The organism is Shewanella sp. SM29 (genome assembly GCF_025654245.1).
GTDB lineage: Bacteria > Pseudomonadota > Gammaproteobacteria > Enterobacterales > Shewanellaceae > Shewanella > Shewanella oncorhynchi.
The window spans coordinates 111,518-128,736 of the sequence record NZ_JAKKRN010000014.1; the positions used below are offsets into that span (position 1 = coordinate 111,518).

General features: G+C 44.7%; 19 protein-coding genes and 1 pseudogene. 18 read left to right on the forward strand and 2 right to left on the reverse strand.

What is annotated here, in order from left to right; all coding sequences use genetic code 11:
- Positions 1–44: 44 nt before the first annotated feature.
- The 12 genes from L5L77_RS11835 (at position 45) to L5L77_RS11890 (ending at position 8,567) form a co-directional block, all read left to right on the forward strand.
- Positions 45–305: a hypothetical protein gene (locus L5L77_RS11835; RefSeq protein ID WP_028760297.1), complete on the forward strand. Its 261-nt coding sequence runs from the start codon at positions 45–47 to the stop codon at positions 303–305.
- A gap of 46 nt (positions 306–351) precedes the next feature.
- Positions 352–1,005: a nicotinamide riboside transporter PnuC gene (gene pnuC, locus L5L77_RS11840; protein WP_028760296.1), complete on the forward strand. Its 654-nt coding sequence runs from the start codon at positions 352–354 to the stop codon at positions 1,003–1,005.
- Positions 1,005–2,117, forward strand: a complete 1,113-nt coding sequence (locus tag L5L77_RS11845; RefSeq protein ID WP_263222769.1) for a phosphotransferase — start codon at positions 1,005–1,007, stop codon at positions 2,115–2,117. The genes pnuC and L5L77_RS11845 overlap by 1 nt, the downstream gene beginning before the upstream one ends.
- 192 nt (positions 2,118–2,309) lie before the next feature.
- Entirely contained in the window at positions 2,310–3,167 is an 858-nt protein-coding gene (locus tag L5L77_RS11850; protein ID WP_263222770.1) for a DUF6279 family lipoprotein, read from the forward strand.
- An 81-nt stretch (positions 3,168–3,248) separates the two neighbouring features.
- Positions 3,249–3,842, forward strand: coding sequence for a DoxX family protein (locus L5L77_RS11855; RefSeq protein WP_263185967.1), 594 nt, complete (start codon positions 3,249–3,251; stop codon positions 3,840–3,842).
- Positions 3,843–4,028: 186 nt separating this feature from the next.
- Positions 4,029–4,577, forward strand: a complete 549-nt coding sequence (locus L5L77_RS11860) for an NAD(P)H nitroreductase (protein ID WP_263185968.1) — start codon at positions 4,029–4,031, stop codon at positions 4,575–4,577.
- 30 nt (positions 4,578–4,607) lie between these two features.
- Positions 4,608–5,105, forward strand: a complete 498-nt coding sequence (locus tag L5L77_RS11865; RefSeq protein WP_263185969.1) for a GNAT family N-acetyltransferase — start codon at positions 4,608–4,610, stop codon at positions 5,103–5,105.
- A 193-nt stretch (positions 5,106–5,298) separates the two neighbouring features.
- Positions 5,299–5,922 (forward strand): 2OG-Fe(II) oxygenase, encoded by a 624-nt coding sequence (locus tag L5L77_RS11870; RefSeq protein ID WP_173496565.1) that lies wholly within the window; start codon positions 5,299–5,301, stop codon positions 5,920–5,922.
- Between the two features lie 396 nt (positions 5,923–6,318).
- Positions 6,319–6,924, forward strand: a complete 606-nt coding sequence (locus L5L77_RS11875; RefSeq protein WP_198572706.1) for a GNAT family N-acetyltransferase — start codon at positions 6,319–6,321, stop codon at positions 6,922–6,924.
- Between the two features lie 19 nt (positions 6,925–6,943).
- Positions 6,944–7,408, forward strand: a complete 465-nt coding sequence (locus tag L5L77_RS11880) for a GNAT family N-acetyltransferase (RefSeq protein WP_028760288.1) — start codon at positions 6,944–6,946, stop codon at positions 7,406–7,408.
- 32 nt (positions 7,409–7,440) lie between these two features.
- Positions 7,441–7,845, forward strand: coding sequence for a hypothetical protein (locus tag L5L77_RS11885; protein WP_105252762.1), 405 nt, complete (start codon positions 7,441–7,443; stop codon positions 7,843–7,845).
- Between the two features lie 326 nt (positions 7,846–8,171).
- Positions 8,172–8,567, forward strand: coding sequence for a hypothetical protein (locus tag L5L77_RS11890; protein WP_105252761.1), 396 nt, complete (start codon positions 8,172–8,174; stop codon positions 8,565–8,567).
- A gap of 65 nt (positions 8,568–8,632) precedes the next feature.
- Here L5L77_RS11890 and L5L77_RS11895 read toward each other — a convergent pair whose 3' ends face one another.
- Positions 8,633–9,448 carry a substrate-binding periplasmic protein gene (locus L5L77_RS11895; RefSeq protein WP_263185971.1) on the reverse strand — a complete coding sequence of 272 codons (816 nt, stop codon included), beginning with the start codon at positions 9,446–9,448 and terminating at the stop codon, positions 8,633–8,635.
- Positions 9,449–9,585: 137 nt separating this feature from the next.
- On the opposite strand from L5L77_RS11895, the gene L5L77_RS11900 reads away from it, so the two are divergent.
- The 6 genes from L5L77_RS11900 to L5L77_RS11920 all read left to right on the forward strand — a co-directional run bounded on the left by L5L77_RS11900 (position 9,586) and on the right by L5L77_RS11920 (position 16,899).
- Positions 9,586–10,683: a DUF2157 domain-containing protein gene (locus L5L77_RS11900; protein ID WP_263222773.1), complete on the forward strand. Its 1,098-nt coding sequence runs from the start codon at positions 9,586–9,588 to the stop codon at positions 10,681–10,683.
- A complete protein-coding gene (locus tag L5L77_RS11905; protein ID WP_263192796.1) occupies positions 10,670–11,833 on the forward strand; it encodes a DUF4401 domain-containing protein in 1,164 nt (387 codons plus the stop codon). The genes L5L77_RS11900 and L5L77_RS11905 overlap by 14 nt, the downstream gene beginning before the upstream one ends.
- Positions 11,833–12,348: a GDYXXLXY domain-containing protein gene (locus L5L77_RS11910; RefSeq protein ID WP_263192798.1), complete on the forward strand. Its 516-nt coding sequence runs from the start codon at positions 11,833–11,835 to the stop codon at positions 12,346–12,348. Before L5L77_RS11905 ends, L5L77_RS11910 begins: the two co-directional genes overlap by 1 nt.
- 292 nt (positions 12,349–12,640) lie before the next feature.
- Positions 12,641–15,475, forward strand: coding sequence for an ExeM/NucH family extracellular endonuclease (locus L5L77_RS11915; protein WP_263192800.1), 2,835 nt, complete (start codon positions 12,641–12,643; stop codon positions 15,473–15,475).
- Positions 15,476–16,259: 784 nt separating this feature from the next.
- The gene (locus tag L5L77_RS22790; RefSeq protein WP_372835315.1) at positions 16,260–16,628 is read left to right on the forward strand and encodes a DUF5677 domain-containing protein; all 369 of its coding nucleotides are present in this window, start codon (positions 16,260–16,262) and stop codon (positions 16,626–16,628) included.
- Positions 16,594–16,899 carry a hypothetical protein gene (locus L5L77_RS11920; protein WP_263181016.1) on the forward strand — a complete coding sequence of 102 codons (306 nt, stop codon included), beginning with the start codon at positions 16,594–16,596 and terminating at the stop codon, positions 16,897–16,899. The genes L5L77_RS22790 and L5L77_RS11920 overlap by 35 nt, the downstream gene beginning before the upstream one ends.
- A gap of 88 nt (positions 16,900–16,987) precedes the next feature.
- Here the strand turns inward: L5L77_RS11920 and L5L77_RS11925 are convergent.
- A pseudogene (locus L5L77_RS11925) lies at positions 16,988–17,219 on the reverse strand (IS4 family transposase); the annotation flags it as partial.

The window sequence follows — 17,219 nt, forward strand, 5'->3', positions numbered from 1 at the left end:
AGTATTTGGGCTACAGCCTTACTTCAGAATATCAAGGAATTAAAATGAAACTGACCGCAGAAATTAGCATGTATCCCTTTAATGAAAATTACCTCGATCCTATCAAGTGGTTTATTGGCCGCGTGGATAGCTATCCCAATATCGAGCGCGTGACTAATGCGATGGCAACTCAAGTGTGCGGCGATTATTTAGATGTGATGACTATGCTAGCGACCGAGATGCAAGCGGCCCATGAGAAGTGGGGCAAGGCGGTATTTGTGTGTAAGTTTATCGGTGGTGAGCTGAATTTAGCCCACAGCGAATAATGATTGACCGCCATGTAAGCGACAAATAGGCAATGAGAACAACACTATGACAGATTTATGGTTAACCTTGGTCGAGAGCGTTAATACGGCCTTTGGTGAAGTCCATGTGATGACCGTATGGGAAGCACTCGCGGTATTGCTGGCGATGGCATATTTACTGCTGGCGATGAAGGCCAGTGTGTGGTGCTGGGCGGCGGCCTTTGCCAGTACAGCCATTTACACTGTGTTGTTTTGGAAGGTGTCGCTACTGATGGAGTCTGTGCTTAACGTCTATTACATGGCGATGGCGCTCTATGGATATTGGCTCTGGACCCAAGGTGGTGATAAGCATCAAGGCGTAAAAGTGACCACTTGGCCATTGAAAACCCATTTAAAGTTGATCGCAGCGACGGGCGTGATTTCGCTTTTGGTTGGTCACGGTATGGCGACGTATACCCAAGCCGCATTCCCGTATCTAGATGCGGCGACAACCTGTTTCGCCGTGATGACGACTTATTTAGTGGCAAAAAAGGTACTTGAGAATTGGCTTTATTGGGTGGTTATCGACATAGTGTCGATTTACCTTTACCTCAGCAAAGGCTTGATGCTGACATCCTTGTTATTCGTGCTTTATGTGGGGCTGGCGGTCGTGGGGTATTTCCTGTGGCGAACCGCGTTAGCCGACGCCCGTGAAGCTAATACCTTGAAGTTACTCAGTTAATGCTCGATATAAACGCCTCGATGCAACGCTCAGCAGGCGAGCCATTCAAAGCACTTTACCCCTTACTCAAAAGTGCAGGGTTAGTTAACGTGTTAAGTATTCATGAGCTTGCGGGCGGCTTAAGTAATCACAACTATAAAATCACTACGCCCACAGGCAGTTATGTGCTGCGGGTGAATGCGGATGCGGCGGACAGTTTTTGCAACCGCCAGCAGGAGCGTTTTTACTGGCAGCAATTGGCTCAAGCTAAACTTGCTCCTGAACTGTTGTGGGTGAGCGAAGATGAGCGTTATTACCTCAGTGATTTTATTGAAAGTGATTATATTGAAAGTGACGATATTGAAAACGAAGGCTTAATCCACTGGCCAGCGTTAGAGCGCCAAACGAGTGCTGCTGATTTTGTGCTGGGGCAATCGACGTTTAATTATTTACAGTGTCCGGCAGCAGAACAAGAAACGCATCCTAACCAAGCCCATTGTTTGCTATTGGCGTTATTGCTGCAATTACGCAATCTGCCTACAGGGCCTTACGCTATTAGTATCACTGAGCAGTGGCAGGAATATCACCAGCAAATACTTGCCTATCAGGCTTCTGCAACATTTAGTGAGCCAGTATTAAGGCGACCTGTGCCATTGAAGCAGGGTAGTGATATTGGTGATAGCAATACTCACGATTGGAATGAGCGGGTGGCTAAGCTGCTTGCAATTCAAATCGACATTAAACATTGGTGTGATGAGTTAGCAGCCTGCATAATCAAGCCGCAGTTTTGCCATCGCGATCTTAATCCCCATAATTTGTTACTTAAAAATAACCGCTTGTGTTGTATTGATTTTGAGTATGCGACGGCGTCGCATCCACTGTGTGAGTTGGCTGTAGTGTTAGCGACCCATGCGTTAACGCCCTATCAGCAAAGTGTGTTGGTGAAACAGTATCTGAGTGGACATCCTTATGTTACTGCACAAGCCGTAACGGCAGTGCCTGCCGCTATTGACATGTATTGGGTATTTGCTTGCTACTGGGCATTATTGATGGCAGCGCAAACAGAACCCAGTCGTAGCGCCGACTACCTTGCTTGGTTTGATTGCTTCTGGCCGCTGATCACCCCCAAATAGTCATTATTGCGTGTGCTTAGTTTCCATCTGATGATAATGGCTCATTCCCTTATGGCATTGACCGCGCTATGGTGGGACATGCGGGTAGAACATACTGAAAACCTTTATTAGACAAACTTGTTTGATATAAAAAGCAACTTTATATAGTCTCAAGCGTCTTATTAGCAACAATTCTAGGATGGATTATTCAGTATGAAAAAAGGCGTGATGCTACTTGTGTGTCTCTTAGGCTTAAGCGCCTGCTCCACTAAATTCAGTTACCATTTCCTCGACTGGGCCATCGGCTGGGAGCAAGAGGATTATGTTACCTTAGATAAATCTCAGCAAAAGGCATTTGATGCCCTCATTGAAAAATTTGTCATTTGGCACCAATCCAAAGAGTTAGCTCATTATGTGGTGCAATTGACCGAAGTCGAAGGCCTCATAAAAACCAATACGTTAACGCCAGTGCTATGGGCAGATCATGTGAATATTGCTAAGCGGCATTGGTTTCGATTGTTTGAGTTCGCCTTGCCCGAGCTTCTACCTATCATAATGTATTTGTCCGATGAACAGGTGAAGCAGATCCTCACAAAATTACGGGAGGAAGAGCAGGAGCTCGTTAAAGAATTTGCGGGAAAAACCCCTGAACAGTTACAAAAAGATGCCGATGAAAACCTTCAAACCCAATTTGATGATTGGCTTGGAAGTGTAACTGTGGAGCAAAAAGTGCTTATTCACCAATATAATCAACAGCGTTTATCCACCTTAGATATGTGGCTTGAGTACAGACACGAATGGTTACGCCAGTTTGAAGTTGCACTGGGTCAGCGCGCCGATAAAACATTATTAACCGAGCGTTTAACCTTGCTGATGACGCAGCCCGATGAGCTTAAGTCAGAACAACATAAAGTGTTTTTACGTAAAAATACTGAGGCATTTGGGACTTTGTTGTTGGCGATGAATGCGAGCTTATCGGAGCAGCAGTCTAAGCATTTTTATAAAAAGTTAGGTGGACTCATTCAAGATCTCAAGGAACTGAATCAAGAAGCGATTGAAAAAGAAGCCTAGGCCATGAAAGATTTATTGCCTTGCTAGGGTCTATTCCTGCAAGCCAATAAATCAGCCTACTAACTACTAAATTGAGACCTTATGCCACTCGTATCCCTTTATCAGAAACTACTCAATATGAGCCGCTATTTCGAAGGCTTAGCGCCATTAGCCCTTAGGATTTACCTTGCACCTGTGTTGATGCAAGCAGGCTATAACAAGCTCGCTCACTTTGAAGATACGGTTGCTTGGTTTGCCAATCCCGATTGGGGCTTAGGTCTGCCAATGCCGGCGTTAATGGCAGGACTGGCGGCGGGAACTGAGTTCTTTGGCGCTATCTTGTTACTGCTTGGGCTCGCGACGCGACTGATTTCAATCCCTTTAATGGTCACTATGTTGGTCGCCGCATTGACTGTGCATTGGCCAAATGGCTGGTTAGCGATTGCAGATGGTAGTTCTTGGCTAGCCAACGACAGAGTGCTTGAAGCAGGGGATAAACTGATAAAAGCCAAAGAGTTATTGCAGGAGCACGGTAACTATGACTGGCTGACCAGTTCAGGTGATTTTGCTGTGCTTAATAATGGTATTGAGTTTGCGATCACCTATTTTATTATGTTGCTGGCGCTTTTTACCTTAGGCGGTGGTCGTTACACTAGCCTAGATTATTTCATCGCTAAGCGCTGTGGGATTAAGTAAGTCTTTCTCAAGCGGGCCCAATTGTTAACTGCATCGGATTTTCAAGCGCATTTAATTTTTAAGCCCACTCAATTGTTAAGTGCACTCAACAAGTTAAATCCCACTCAAGCGGTGGGATTTTTTTATGCCTCTTTGTCAGCAATTTGCTATGCTTGAGCGCAATTTATATCGAACTAGGATAAGAACTTGGACGCTATTGAACTTTTACTCACTCGCCAATCAACCCCACGATTAACTGCTCCTGCTCCAGATGCGAGTCAATTAAAAATCATCTTAGATGCTGCCATTCGTGTGCCAGATCATGGCGCCCTAGCGCCATGGGAATTTATTATTGCCGTAGGAAAAGGGTTAGATACTTTGGCTGATATCTTTGTTGAGGCAGCGAAAGCGAGCGGCGCCGATGAGGATTTTGTCAATAAAGCTAAGGGCATGCCAATGCGCGCGCCTATGGTGATTACTGTCGTGGCGAAAACGCAGCAACATTCCAAGGTCCCCGTACTTGAACAGCTTATTGCAGCGGGTTGCGCGACCATGGCGATGCAGCAGGCTGCCTTCGCCTTAGGTTTAGGTGCAGTGTGGCGTACAGGGGATTTTGCCTTTGATGCGAATGTGAATGTTGCTTTAGGTCTTGAGCCACACGATCAAATCGTCGGCTTTTTGTATGTGGGTACGCCAGCCGTTACTGCTCCTAAGAAACCGCAAAAGGATGGCAGTCAGTACGTCCGTTATTTATAAATCCGCCCTCTTTTTTAGTGGAGAAATTCTATGCAAGTTGCGCGTACTCCTAGACTCATCCTGCGGCAGTTAACCCCAGCCGACGCTTCTTTTATGTTAGTCTTGCTCAATAGCCAAGGCTTTATAGAGAATATCGGGGATAGAGGAGTACGCACACTTGTGCAGGCTAAGGATTATATCGTCAATGGACCGATGAAAAGTTATGCCGAGTGCGGTTTTGGTTTTTATGCTGTAGTGCTCGCCGAGAATGGATTCACCGTTGGCATCTGCGGTTTAATCAAACGGCCGACACTGGACAATGTAGATATAGGCTATGCTTTTTTGCCGCAATATTGGGGCAAGGGCTATGCATTCGAAGCCGCGAAAGCCGCTTTTGACTTAGGTAAAAGTTTAGGTATTGAGCGTATTGTCGCGATTGTTAGCAGCCATAATAGTGCTTCAAAAGCTTTGCTGAACAAACTTGGATTACACTTTGAGCGTTGTTTGCAGCTTAGTGATCATGATGCGCCTGTTGAACTGTTTGGTTAACGTTAACGTGTTGTTTATATAGGTTTTTATTTTATTGTAATTCCGTCTTCTTTATTCTAGAATTTCGCAAAATTTATCGTTGAGATATGGCAATCATATCTCTTATCGACGCCCCTCGAAAATCAGGCTCACTTAATCCCTCCTTGAGCCCTTGAGTACAGCAAAAGCGTAGCCCTTTTTTGGATGTAGCATAATGGTTTCGCAATTAAGTGAAGCAATGCTGGACGTGATCGCTGATGCCTTGGTAGACAAAGGCTATATCTTTTTATCTGACTTAGTTCCTCTCTGTATTAGCCAAGTACTATTGGAAAAAATTCAATCAACTGAAATATATGAATTAAAAGCTGCCTCTATTGGTCGAGGTTCTGAACAGCACTTAAATCCAGACATTCGTCGTGACAGAATACAGTGGCTAGAAGAGCAAAATGAGCCTGATGCCCAGTATCTTGAGTTGATGACACAACTCAAAAATGGCTTGAATCGTCGCTTGTTTATGGGCTTATTCGATTATGAAAGCCACTATGCGGTATATCAGCCTGGGGCCTTTTATAAAAAACATGTTGATGCGCTAAAAGGCAGCCAAAATCGTATTTTAACCACAGTGTTTTTCTTAAATCCTGACTGGAAAGCGGCAGATTGTGGTGAGTTGATTATCTATGATGAAGCCGATATTGAGATTGAGCGCATCGCGCCTAAAATGGGCCATTTTGTGATTTTCCTCAGTGAGCGTTTTCCCCATGAGGTGACCAAAACCTTGGCCCAGCGTAATAGTATTGCGGGCTGGTTTAGGGTCAGTAACAGCGTGCATGGCTTTTAACTTTAGCTTTTAACTTCACCAGATAACAAACGCCTAAATGCTGCCCACTGGTTTAGGTGTTTTTGCTCTCGATTGTCGCTTTTGGTCATAGTCATCACCAATCACCAATCACTTATCGCGACTGCGCAATGTCATTGGCTATTTCTCGGATATTGATTGGCCATCACGGCGTGTTCTTCCGCAGCAGTATTTATTCCAACCTGTTTTAACTACCTTCTACTCATTTTTTCAAATTTTTTTACACTCTTAAGCTTTAGGTAATCTAAGCCGCCAACAATGGAATGAATTTGTCCAATCATGCTGAAAATAGGGTGTTTTTTTATTCTCGTTTAATGTTAGGCTAGATAAAAACGTGCGCTACAACACACTTTTCTATCATCTAACGGAGGCGATACTGTGGGCTGTGAAGATAACTTAGGTTGTTTAAGTGGTGAGCATATTGTACTTGAGCCCTTATCTTTGTCCCATGTGGCGGCATTGAGTCTCGCCGTCACAGATGGTCAACTTTGGCGTTTATGGTTTACCAGTGTTCCTGAGCCAACTGAGATGAAGCTCTATGTGGCTAAAGCGCTCGAAGAAAAAGCGCAGGGCCAGAGTTTTCCCTTTGCGGTGCGGGATAGAGTGTCAGGGGAAATCGTCGGATGCACGCGAATTTGCAACTGGGAGTCTGATAATCGCCGTCTTGAGATTGGATACACTTGGTATGCTAAACGTGCCCAGCGCACTGGGATTAATACTGAAGCTAAACTGCTGTTATTGACCTTTGCTTTTGAAACCTTAGACGCCATTGCCGTTGAGTTTCGTACTCATTGGCATAACCAAGCTTCGAGACAAGCTATTGCAAGACTGGGCGCTAAGCAAGATGGTGTATTGCGAAATCATAAGATTCTTAAGGACGGCACTATCCGCGATACCGTGGTGTATTCCATTATTGATACCGAGTGGCCAACGGTGAAAAACAGTCTGCAATTTCGATTGCGACAACGACCGCTAACACTCTAATGATAAATAGGAAAAGCCCATGGCAAGCATCATAACTCGAGTAGATGTGACTCATGTCCATGAGGTTGCAGTGTTATTCAATGAGTACCGACAATTTTATGGGCGTAGGGATGATCTCGCGGCTGCGGAGCAGTTTATTCATTCAAGAGTGTCAGATGGCTCATCGGTGATATTTATTGCTAAAGATAATCAAGGGCTTGGATTAGGTTTTGTTCAAATGTATCCCAGTTTTTCATCGTTACGTTTGGCCCCTATGTTGATCCTCAATGATGTGTATGTGACTCAACATGCCCGATGTGTCGGTATTGGGCGGGCATTAGTGCTACAGGCCGCCAGTTATGCCAAAGCGCATAATATGAGTTATTTGATGTTAGAAACACAGCAAAAAAACCAGCGCGCGCAGGGCTTGTATGAAGGTTTAGGCTTTGTGCGTAACCAAGATTTTTATATCTACGAACTTGAGCTCCACCGAGGGCTTGAGTAGGTTTATTTATGGCGATTAAAAGGAAAAGTAACATGTTAACTCAGGTAAAAACGCTAGTATTAGGTGGTTTAGTCTTAAGTGCCAGTACTGCAGTTTGGGCTGATGAAGCAGAAAAAGCGTTTAGTAAAGAAGCCATTGAATGTGCCGCTTACTATCAAATTAGCTCAGAAGCCATTGGGGCGATGAATGCACCGCAAATGCAGGCCGTGGGTGAGCGTTTAAAAAGTTCTAAAATTGAGTCTGAGAATTTAGCTAAGAAATACAGCTCTGAAGCTGAGGTCACTCAAGCGGTTGCCGATGCTAAAGCCCGTCAAATCGAAAGCTTAGGGGGGTCAAGTAACTTAGGTGCGTTAATGGGTAAATATAAAGAAGAATGTAAAAACCTGTTAGCCGATCCACAAAAGCGTTTAAATTATTGGACTATGGCGACGATGTAATCGTAGGTTTTAGTCAGGGTAATCGTTTACGGATTGTGAAGAAAAGGAGCCTGATGGCTCCTTTTTGCTTAAAGCACAAGCACTAAGGAGCTGATGGGGTCATTCATATTGAGTCGGTTTTCCCATAGATTTTAGCCCCGTTTGGTTTAGGGGCTTAGAACCAAGTTGCTTATTTTCGCTCGGCTGAAACTCAACCGCAGTTTTTAGGGTCCTAGTTACATGGTCAAGTATTTAAGCCTTGGGTTTAAATTCTCCTCAGTTTTAAATTCTTAGTTCAGTTTACGATATTCAAAGATAATCACATATGAGTACTAAATGGGAGCACTATGGTATTAACAATAATGGCAGCGACTGTTTTGAGTGCTGGAGTCTGTGGCTACCATTTAATCTATGGTAAGCGGGTTTTATTGGCGCCGCTCTTGAAGGCGAATGTGTCACAGCAAAGCAAGCAAATGCTACTGTGCTTATTTCACTGCCAATCGGTATTTTTTGTGGTTTCAACGGCTGCACTTTTAGCCTGTGCACTTAAGGTGATCCCTGGGATGTATGCCTTTAGCCTGTTGTTATTCCTCGGGATGAACTACGGGATCTTTGCGATTTGGCAGTTTTATATTGCCACTCTGAGTCCACCCAATAGTGGCCAGATGATCATAGTGCAAGCGCTGATTTTCTTGCTCATTGGTATTTTGGCTATGCTAGGGCCACTCTTGTCTGCCGCGTAAATTGCTCATGATAGTTTGTAAATCATCGCGATTGAAGCGTAAGAGTTTGAAAAACAAACAGCGAATTATGGGGTTAATTGAATACCGTATTGGGCGGCGAGTTCAGCGAGCTTACCATTATTGATGAGCAGTTCAATCCAGTGTGAGAGCCTTTTGCTATCGAGCTGTGAACTGGGGTTGAGTAAAATGCCATTAGCGTATTTTTGGTCCCATTCATCTGATATTAAAAGTAATTTTCTCTCTTCTGGATGAGCCTTTAAATAATACTGCAGGTAAGAGTTAGTCACGGGCGCTAGGTCGGCGCGCTCACGTAGAATACTTTCGATAGAGGCGTTATTGTGACTGACGAACAAGGGGCGAAATTGCTTTGCCAGCGTGTTCGCATCGGTTTCAAAGTGGGCAAACTGGTAGTGATATCCTTTGATGAACGCAATTGACTTGTTGGTTAAGTTTTTGAAATAGCTTTGGTTATGAGCTTTAGTTTTAAGTGCAATAAAGACTTCACAATCTATCATATGTAGCGGAATAAACTGAGTCGCTATTTTTTGCCATCCCCAAGCGGGATTCTCAAAGAGCATCATGTCGAAGCGACCTAAGGAATAGGCTTTATATCTGTGCTCAATACTGGTGACGGCAAATTTAAAGACCACTTCTTGTTGTACTTGATTTAATGCATTAATGATATCGAGTGTGAGACCTGTGTAACGGCCGTCTTGTTGTTGATGGACATAGGGAGCAAATTGATAACCACCGACATGAATTGTCGGAATTGACTCGGGAATCGCTGGCGACTGAACTTTATCTTGGGCGATAGCCGTGGTAAATGCGCTAATGCTTAAGGCTAAACAAAAGAGTAGACGACACAACTGGCTCAATATCATAGTCACCCCTTGTTATTTTTAGCATGAATGATTTTTTACAAGTATACACAATTTAATTTGTTCAATGCTGTCGATAAAGTGCGAATTTTAAATCTGTCATAGTAAGCTAGCGCAAACAGGATGAGGGAGATTTCACATTGAGCAAGATAAAATCTCAAGTGTGTGGTTGGGTTGAACAGGGACATATCACGCAAGAGCAGGCGAATAAGCTTTATCGACAGGTGACAGTCTTGCCGGATGGGTCGAGTTGGCGTCGCTTAATTGCTCATTTATTACTCTGGTTTGGTGCGTTAAGTTTTGCCTGTGGGGTGATTTTTTTCTTTGCCTATAATTGGCAATCTTTGGGGCGATTTGCCAAATTTGGACTGATTGAAGTGGCGATAATACTCGCTATCAGCGCATTTGCTTGGCTCTATTATCGTGCCAACATTTATTCCCCTGTTAGTTCTTATCGTAAAGATAGCACTTTTGGTGCGACGACCGCCAATGGCGTGCTACTGGCCGCAAGTGTGTTAGTTGGTGGCTTATTAGCGTTAGTTGGGCAAACCTATCAAACGGGCGCCGATCCTTGGCAGTTATTCGCGCTATGGGCATTCGTTATCTTACCCTTTGCTTGGGTGGCGGGATTTGATGGTTTATGGCTGTTGCTGGTGGGATTGCTAAACCTCAGCATAGGGATATTTCTGGATTCCTTTTCCCATTTCTGGGGATTATTTTGGGGCGCTCAAGGACAATTGCTGCTCTTTATCTGTTTGAATTTAGTTATCTATTATGCTTTTGTACTTTTAGACCACAAAGTCGCGGGGCGCTGGCATGCGCCAATCCTTGAATATGCCTGTTCATTGTTTGCTATGGGTTGTTTTACTTGGTTAATCACTTGGCTTATTTTCGACGATTTCCTTGAACGTGACAGCTTCAGCACTGGGATCTTCTGTGGTTATTTTGCCCATCTGATATTCGGATTCGTTATTTTTCGTTATAGATTACCACGCATATATCCCTTGGCCTTGGGCGGTTTTAGCCTGATTGCCGTGGGCGCCGCGTTACTGATAAAGCTGATGTTTGAGGATAATGACCCCATAGGTGGATTTTTGTTTATTGGGCTTTATATCATTTTGGCAAGCACAGGTTTGAGTATTTGGTTGAGGGAGCTAAGCCGGAAACTTAAACCTCAGTTTGTAGGAATCGCCACCCAAGGGAGCGTGGGCGTGGGAGATGTTCATGAGCAACAATAATGGTTTACAGGATAGCGAAATGATCACTCGACCCTGCACTGATAGTGTTACGTCAATCGACGCTTCGAGTGAATTAAGTCTAATCAAACACTGGCAAGCTTTGTATGCCGAAGGCAATGTTAGTGCAGCTCAAATGCCAGAAGACCATGATATCCCTTGGTATATTGCCACTATGCAGGCGTTTGCTGCTTGGATAGCGGCGTTGTTTTTATTGAGCTTCATGATGGCAGTGTTTGGTGCCATTTTTGAGCATGTTGAAGAAGATGTCATTTTATTTATTGGCTTAACCTATTTAGCCTTGGGGATTGGGCTGTATTTTTTACCGCGGCAACAGATTTTTATTGAACAATTTGCTTTTGCCGCCTGTTTGAGTGGTTTGATCAGTGTGGCATGGGGATTATTTGATTTAATTAACAATGATTTTAGCCTCACATGGTATCTCTGTATGGCGGGTATTACATTATTACTGTGGGGCTTGATTGCCCATGGGCTAGCCCAGTTTGTATTCGCTTTTTGCTTTAGTTGGTGCGTGATTGGCCTGATGGCAAAATTTGAACTGCTCAATTTTAGCCCAAGCCTTTTTGCCGTAGTCATTAGTCTAGTGTTATTAAATATCAATCAGTTCGGGCGTCATTATCGTAGGGCTCGGATGCTCATCTATGGCTTCGCACTCGCCTTGCTTTCGTTGCAGTTGATGCACGCTTTTAGTATGGACAGTATTTTTGAAGCCTTATTTAGCCCTTGGCAGCAAAGCCTGTGGCTGACACTGACTCATCTGTTGATTATTTTCGCTATTTACGGATTTTTATTGGTGACAATCTTGCGCGAGCGCCAGCAATCACTAAGCTCACCAGCGGCGCTAGGGTGTGTTATCGGTTTAGTCATCGTTAGCGGTTTATCCTTACCTATGCAGGGTTTATCAACGGCTATTCTATTGATCTTGCTTGGTCATTATTGCAACGAGTCTTGGTTGAAAGGTATGGGAATGGTGTCGGCGCTGTTATTTGTCAGCGGGTATTATTATTCCCTAGAGACGACTCTGTTACTTAAATCTGGTTATTTGATGGGCTTAGGCGCCTTGCTGTTGGTGGCAAGGTTAGTGATGTGGCGGTTATTTCCTGCCGATGAAAATGCCAAGGAGACTGTGTGATGGGAAATGTGATGGGAAAACTGTCGGCTTCACATAAATGGGCGATTGGGCTCGTACTGTTCACAACAGTGGCGATTCTCGCTGGCGTGAATTGGCGCATTTTCAAATTTGAACAACTGCTTAATCACGGCCAAGTGGTGCGTTTTGCATTAGCACCGGTCGATCCGCGCTCATTAATGCAGGGTGATTACATGGCGCTTGAATATGCCATTACGCGCGATGTGCGTAGCGCCTTAGCGCCGCAACAAATGCAGGGGCAGTTATTACTGGCTGTTGATGGGCAAAAAGTGGCGCGTTTTGTGGACTTTTATACCGACCAAGCACTCGGTAAAGATCAACTACGAGTGCAGTTTCGTGTCCGTGGTAATCAAATTAAGCTCGCATCGAACAGCTTTTTCTTTGAAGAAGGACAAGCCGATCATTTTAGTGCAGCAAAATACGGTGAGTTTAGAGTGAATTTGCAAGGTGAGTTACTGCTCGTCAGTTTACTCGATGAAAAGCTTCAGCCCTTATAACCCTGTGTCATGATTGTCAGGATTGCCATCCATTTGTTCTGCTTACTTGATTAACCTCGATTTATCTCTGGCCGCACTGTGTAGTGCGGCCAGCATCTCCCGTACTGCTTTCTTCCTAGTTCTGATCGCTAAATCGCACGAATAATATCCACCTTAAGTTGCAACTTTGATGCAACCAATTTGTAACCTTGACCGCCTATAGTATTGTCAGTCTTCGAGGTGATATCACCTTGAAGCATCTAAGCGCATCAATTAAATACCAAATATTAAAACAATACATTTAGGGGTCTCAATGTTTAACACTAAAACTGTGCTGGCGTTAGCCATCAGCAGCGTTTGTGGGCTTGCCCATGGCGCGGATAATGTGATCATTTCTGAATACGTCGAAGGCAGCAGCAATAATAAAGCTATCGAACTGTATAACCCAACCGCGGGCGCTATTGATTTAAGCCAATACCAATTGCGCTTCTATTTTAATGGCAGCACAAATGTCGGCACGACCATTGCGCTCACTGGCTCATTAGCGGCGGGGGCGACTTATGTGGTTGCCGATAATGACTCTTCTGCCGATATCCTTGCGGTCACAAATCAACAGAGTAGCGCCAGCTTCTTTAACGGCGACGATGCGATTGAACTGACCTATCAAAATCAAGTCATTGATAGTTTAGGCCAAGTCGGTGTTGATCCCGGTGCCGAGTGGGGCAGTGGTGATCTCTCCACTCAAGATAATACCCTGCGCCGTAATCCTGATCTGCTGATTGCCGATCCTATCAGTACTGATGCAGTAAGCTTTAGCACTTGGCTAGGTTTTGCGAAGGACGATGTTTCTGATCTTGGTAAGTTCAGTGCGGGTACGCCAACCGATCCCGTCGACCCTCCACCAAGCTCTTTAGTGTGCGGCGAAGAGGCCACAGCAATTCATGCGCTCCAAGGCGCGGGTGCTTCCAGCCCTCTCAATGGACAAACTTTAGTGGTTGAGGCGGTTGTCGTCAGTAATCAAGAAGCCGGTCTTAAGGGCATTTTCGTGCAAATGGCTGATAACGAAGCCGATAGCAATCCGCAAACCTCGGAAGGTGTGTTTGTATATACCGGCACTGCGCCCACAGCTTATGTGGCGGGCGATCGTATTCGTTTAAAAGCCAAAGTCACTGAATATCAAGGCTTAACTGAACTAACGACTTTATCAGAACACAAGTTGTGTGCTACAGGACAAACGTTACCAAAGGCCGCGCTAGTGACCTTACCTGTTAACAGCAGTGATGATTTTGAGCCCTTTGAGGGCATGCGTGTTCGTTTTAGCCAAGATTTAGTGGTGAATGAAGTCTATAACCTCGGTCGTTATGGCGAGATTTCATTAGGCAGTCAGCGCCACTTTATTGGTACGCAGGTGGCTGCACCGGGCGCGGATGCGCTAGCGGTGAGTGCAGCCAACCAACGTGACAGTATTTTACTGGATGACGGTTTAACGGCGCAGAATCCTGATCCTGTGCAATTCCCCGCTCCTGGTTTGAGCGCATCAAACACAGTGCGTGTAGGCGATAAAGCCACATCGCTTACGGGTGTAATGCACTATGGCTTTAATCTGTATCGCATTATGCCAATCGAAACGGTGAACTTTGTGGCGGAAAACCCACGCCCAGTTGCGCCCACATTGGTTGAGGGTGGTAATCTAAAAGTCGCTAGCTTTAACGTGCTTAACTACTTCAATGGTGATGGCCAAGGTGCAGGTTTCCCAACCGCGCGTGGTGCCAATACCTTAAGCGAGTTTGAGCGTCAAAAGGCGAAGATTGTCAGCGCCATGGTGGGCATTAGTGCCGACGTATTCGGTTTGATGGAAATCGAGAACGATGGCTTTGGCGCCAATTCAGCCATTGCTGATTTAGTCGCAGGTTTGAATGCTGCTGTGGGTGAAGCGCGTTACGCTTATATCGCGCCAACAGGCATGAATGCGATTGGCACCGATGCCATCACAGTCGGCTTGATTTATCGTAGTGATAAAGTCACGCCGCAGGGCGCTGCACGTATTCTATCTAGTGCAAATTCGCCATTAGATAGCGATCAACAGCCCCTGTTTGACGATAGCAAAAACCGTCCAATGCTGACGCAAGCCTTTAGCGTGAACGGCAGTGAAGAAGGCGTGGTTGTTGCGGTTAATCACCTTAAATCTAAGGGCAGTGAATGTGCGGGCGAACCTGATCTTAACGACGGTCAAGGCAACTGTAATATCACTCGTACCCGTGCGGCGACGGCTGCAGGTCAATGGATTAGCGAGCAATATCCAGATCAAGGCGTGCTGCTGATTGGTGATTTGAACGCCTATGCGAAGGAAGATCCATTAACGGCCTTAGGTAATGCAGGCTTTAGTGAGCTGTTTGCCAAACTTGAAAAACCGAACCCTTATTCCTATGTATTCTCGGCTGAATCGGGTCAGTTGGACCATGCTTTAGCGAACGCAGCCCTGCTGGATAAAGTGGTGGATGTGACGCAGTGGCATATCAATACCGACGAACCACGTGTATTGGATTACAACGAAGAGTTTAAGACGCCTGCTCAAATCCAAGACTTATTCGCAAGTGATGCTTATCGCTCATCGGATCACGATCCTGTGGTGATTTCGCTCTTGCTCGAAGCGGAAAAAGCCGCGCCAGTGGCCAGTTTCACTCAAGTGGTGAATGGCGCTGCGGTACAACTGACATCCACTTCAACCGACAGCGACGGACAAATCGTGTCAGCTGAGTGGAGCTTTGGTGATAATACCGTCGCAATGGGTGAGGTAGTGACTCACAGTTACAGCCAAAGCGGTGAGTATCTGGTCACGCTAACTGTGACTGATAACGACGGCCTAACCCATAGCACGTCGCAAATGGTGACAGTGGTTGCTGATAACGTGAAACAACCACCCGTTGCGCAAATTCAGCGTATCAATCTCGGTGTTGTCGATATGTTTATTTCGACTAGCTTTGATACCGATGGCGTAATCAAGCAACATAAATGGACGTTCGACAATGGCACTCGCGCTAACGGTCAAGTGGTATTACGCCTTGCCCGCCGTGGACAACACACAGTTGAACTGACCGTTAAAGATAACGACAAGTTAACGGATACTACGACGCTGACTTATCGTTAAGCCAGTCTTTTTATTCCGTTGATTTTAAGTGACGCCAAGCTCGCAGCCGCGGGCTTTTCTTTTTGCCCAAAAGCAAAATAAAGTTGTTGTCAGTTGTGACGCATCAATTGTCATTGTTTCCCCAGTGACTCGTCACCTCTTTATTTAACAAGAAGCCTCCCTGAGGGCTCTAATAAAATATCCCTGTTTTAGAAGGTTACAGGTGCAACAATGACAATCCTCATTAACCCTATCGTTGTTCGATTAGCTGAAAAGCTAATGCCCCAAAGTGTGTTTCGTAGTTTGAATGCTTTAATCAAAATCAAAGTCGTGGGGCTTCACCCCACACCCGACCAAGGAGGACTGCTCGTCCTATCCTCCTTGGATGCTCCAAGACGCCCCCAACGGAGTTGAAAGCCCCTTGTGCTCATTGACAAATTTGCTATCGCTTCCGAAGGATGCGTCCCTGCACCTGCGAAAGCTAGTCGGTCATCCATGACCGAACTCACGCAATTTGTCTATTCGCCCTGCGGCAACTCCGAGGGGAGGTATATTCCTTGGAGTTTCGAGTCGTTAGATAGCGATTCATCAGCAAAAAATAAGCGCGAAAAATGAGAAAGCTAAAACGATATCAAGTGATTACCAATCAAACTGTATAAAAAACCGCTACCGCAAAAAAGCAAATTCCTATAGCATCATTTATACCAATTGACACGGATGTGGCATCGGCCAAGTCCAACAAGCGATTTATGCCCTGCAAACAGCGCAGTGTATAAATACTAAGACGTTATAAAGCAAGGTAGCTATGAGTTCTGGTACGGTAGATGATTGGATCGGCTTACTAAAGTTTCGAGATGAAAAATTCAAATCTCTAAGTCATAGTAACTTGCAAGAGAAATACATTCTCGCTTTGAGCATAAGAGTTACTGAATTATGCTTAGATGCAGTAATACTTTTAAACAATCATAGAATGACATCGGTTCCTATTGTCCTTCGTTCAGCTTTAGAGTCGTATGCAGACCTTCAATGTTGTATAAAAGATACTAATCACCCAGACGCTATGACTAAGGCACAATACTGGCGACTTTACGAACTCCATAAACATGTAAAGAGTGATACTGCGGAAGAGCACAAAAAACGTGGGAAAAAAACTATCTGTTTGGGAACGCTTTAATAAATCGGAATTGGTTGAGTTATACAATGGGTATTATTCAGTTCTTTCTATGTACTCTCATGGAAACGTCGGTGCTTTGGTTGAAAATTCTGTCGGAGAGCAAGTTTTACTTGGATCTGCATTCAATGATGAGAAATCTTTACAATATTTTGATCAAGCTATTAATCTAGTTGCGCTGTCTATTAAAGATACCTTAGTTTTCTATAATTTTGATTTCGCCTCAGTAGAGTACCCAACTAAAATCATAGATAAAATTAATAAAGCTTTATAATAAGGCGATTAAACGTAACAAAAAACAGTTTGTTATGTTTCATGCCTCAACAATTTTTGTCCGCTTAGCGCGGCGCTGGGGGATCCCCTCATAATTGAGGTTTTCCAGCGTCATGAACTAAGTTTATATATTCGATTAATGCCCAGCGAAAAATTGTCTCCTTTACCGGATATTTGTCTCTTTTGCGTACTTCCTTTCCAAGTCTAACAATTGATAGCACAGCCTGCTTTCTCACTGTATTGGCTTGAAAATATCTTTGCCATCCAAGGTGTTGTGCCGCTAACCCAATACACCACAACACGATTTCAGCCAGCATAGAG

Coding starts and splice junctions, on each gene's coding strand:
- L5L77_RS11835 (WP_028760297.1), top strand. CDS start 45: ATGAAACTGACCGCAGAAATTAGCATGTATCCCTTTAATGAAAATTAC.
- pnuC (WP_028760296.1), top strand. CDS start 352: ATGACAGATTTATGGTTAACCTTGGTCGAGAGCGTTAATACGGCCTTT.
- L5L77_RS11845 (WP_263222769.1), top strand. CDS start 1,005: ATGCTCGATATAAACGCCTCGATGCAACGCTCAGCAGGCGAGCCATTC.
- L5L77_RS11850 (WP_263222770.1), top strand. CDS start 2,310: ATGAAAAAAGGCGTGATGCTACTTGTGTGTCTCTTAGGCTTAAGCGCC.
- L5L77_RS11855 (WP_263185967.1), top strand. CDS start 3,249: ATGCCACTCGTATCCCTTTATCAGAAACTACTCAATATGAGCCGCTAT.
- L5L77_RS11865 (WP_263185969.1), top strand. CDS start 4,608: ATGCAAGTTGCGCGTACTCCTAGACTCATCCTGCGGCAGTTAACCCCA.
- L5L77_RS11870 (WP_173496565.1), top strand. CDS start 5,299: ATGGTTTCGCAATTAAGTGAAGCAATGCTGGACGTGATCGCTGATGCC.
- L5L77_RS11880 (WP_028760288.1), top strand. CDS start 6,944: ATGGCAAGCATCATAACTCGAGTAGATGTGACTCATGTCCATGAGGTT.
- L5L77_RS11885 (WP_105252762.1), top strand. CDS start 7,441: ATGTTAACTCAGGTAAAAACGCTAGTATTAGGTGGTTTAGTCTTAAGT.
- L5L77_RS11890 (WP_105252761.1), top strand. CDS start 8,172: ATGGTATTAACAATAATGGCAGCGACTGTTTTGAGTGCTGGAGTCTGT.
- L5L77_RS11895 (WP_263185971.1), bottom strand. CDS start 9,448: ATGATATTGAGCCAGTTGTGTCGTCTACTCTTTTGTTTAGCCTTAAGC.
- L5L77_RS11905 (WP_263192796.1), top strand. CDS start 10,670: ATGAGCAACAATAATGGTTTACAGGATAGCGAAATGATCACTCGACCC.
- L5L77_RS11910 (WP_263192798.1), top strand. CDS start 11,833: ATGGGAAATGTGATGGGAAAACTGTCGGCTTCACATAAATGGGCGATT.
- L5L77_RS11915 (WP_263192800.1), top strand. CDS start 12,641: ATGTTTAACACTAAAACTGTGCTGGCGTTAGCCATCAGCAGCGTTTGT.
- L5L77_RS22790 (WP_372835315.1), top strand. CDS start 16,260: ATGAGTTCTGGTACGGTAGATGATTGGATCGGCTTACTAAAGTTTCGA.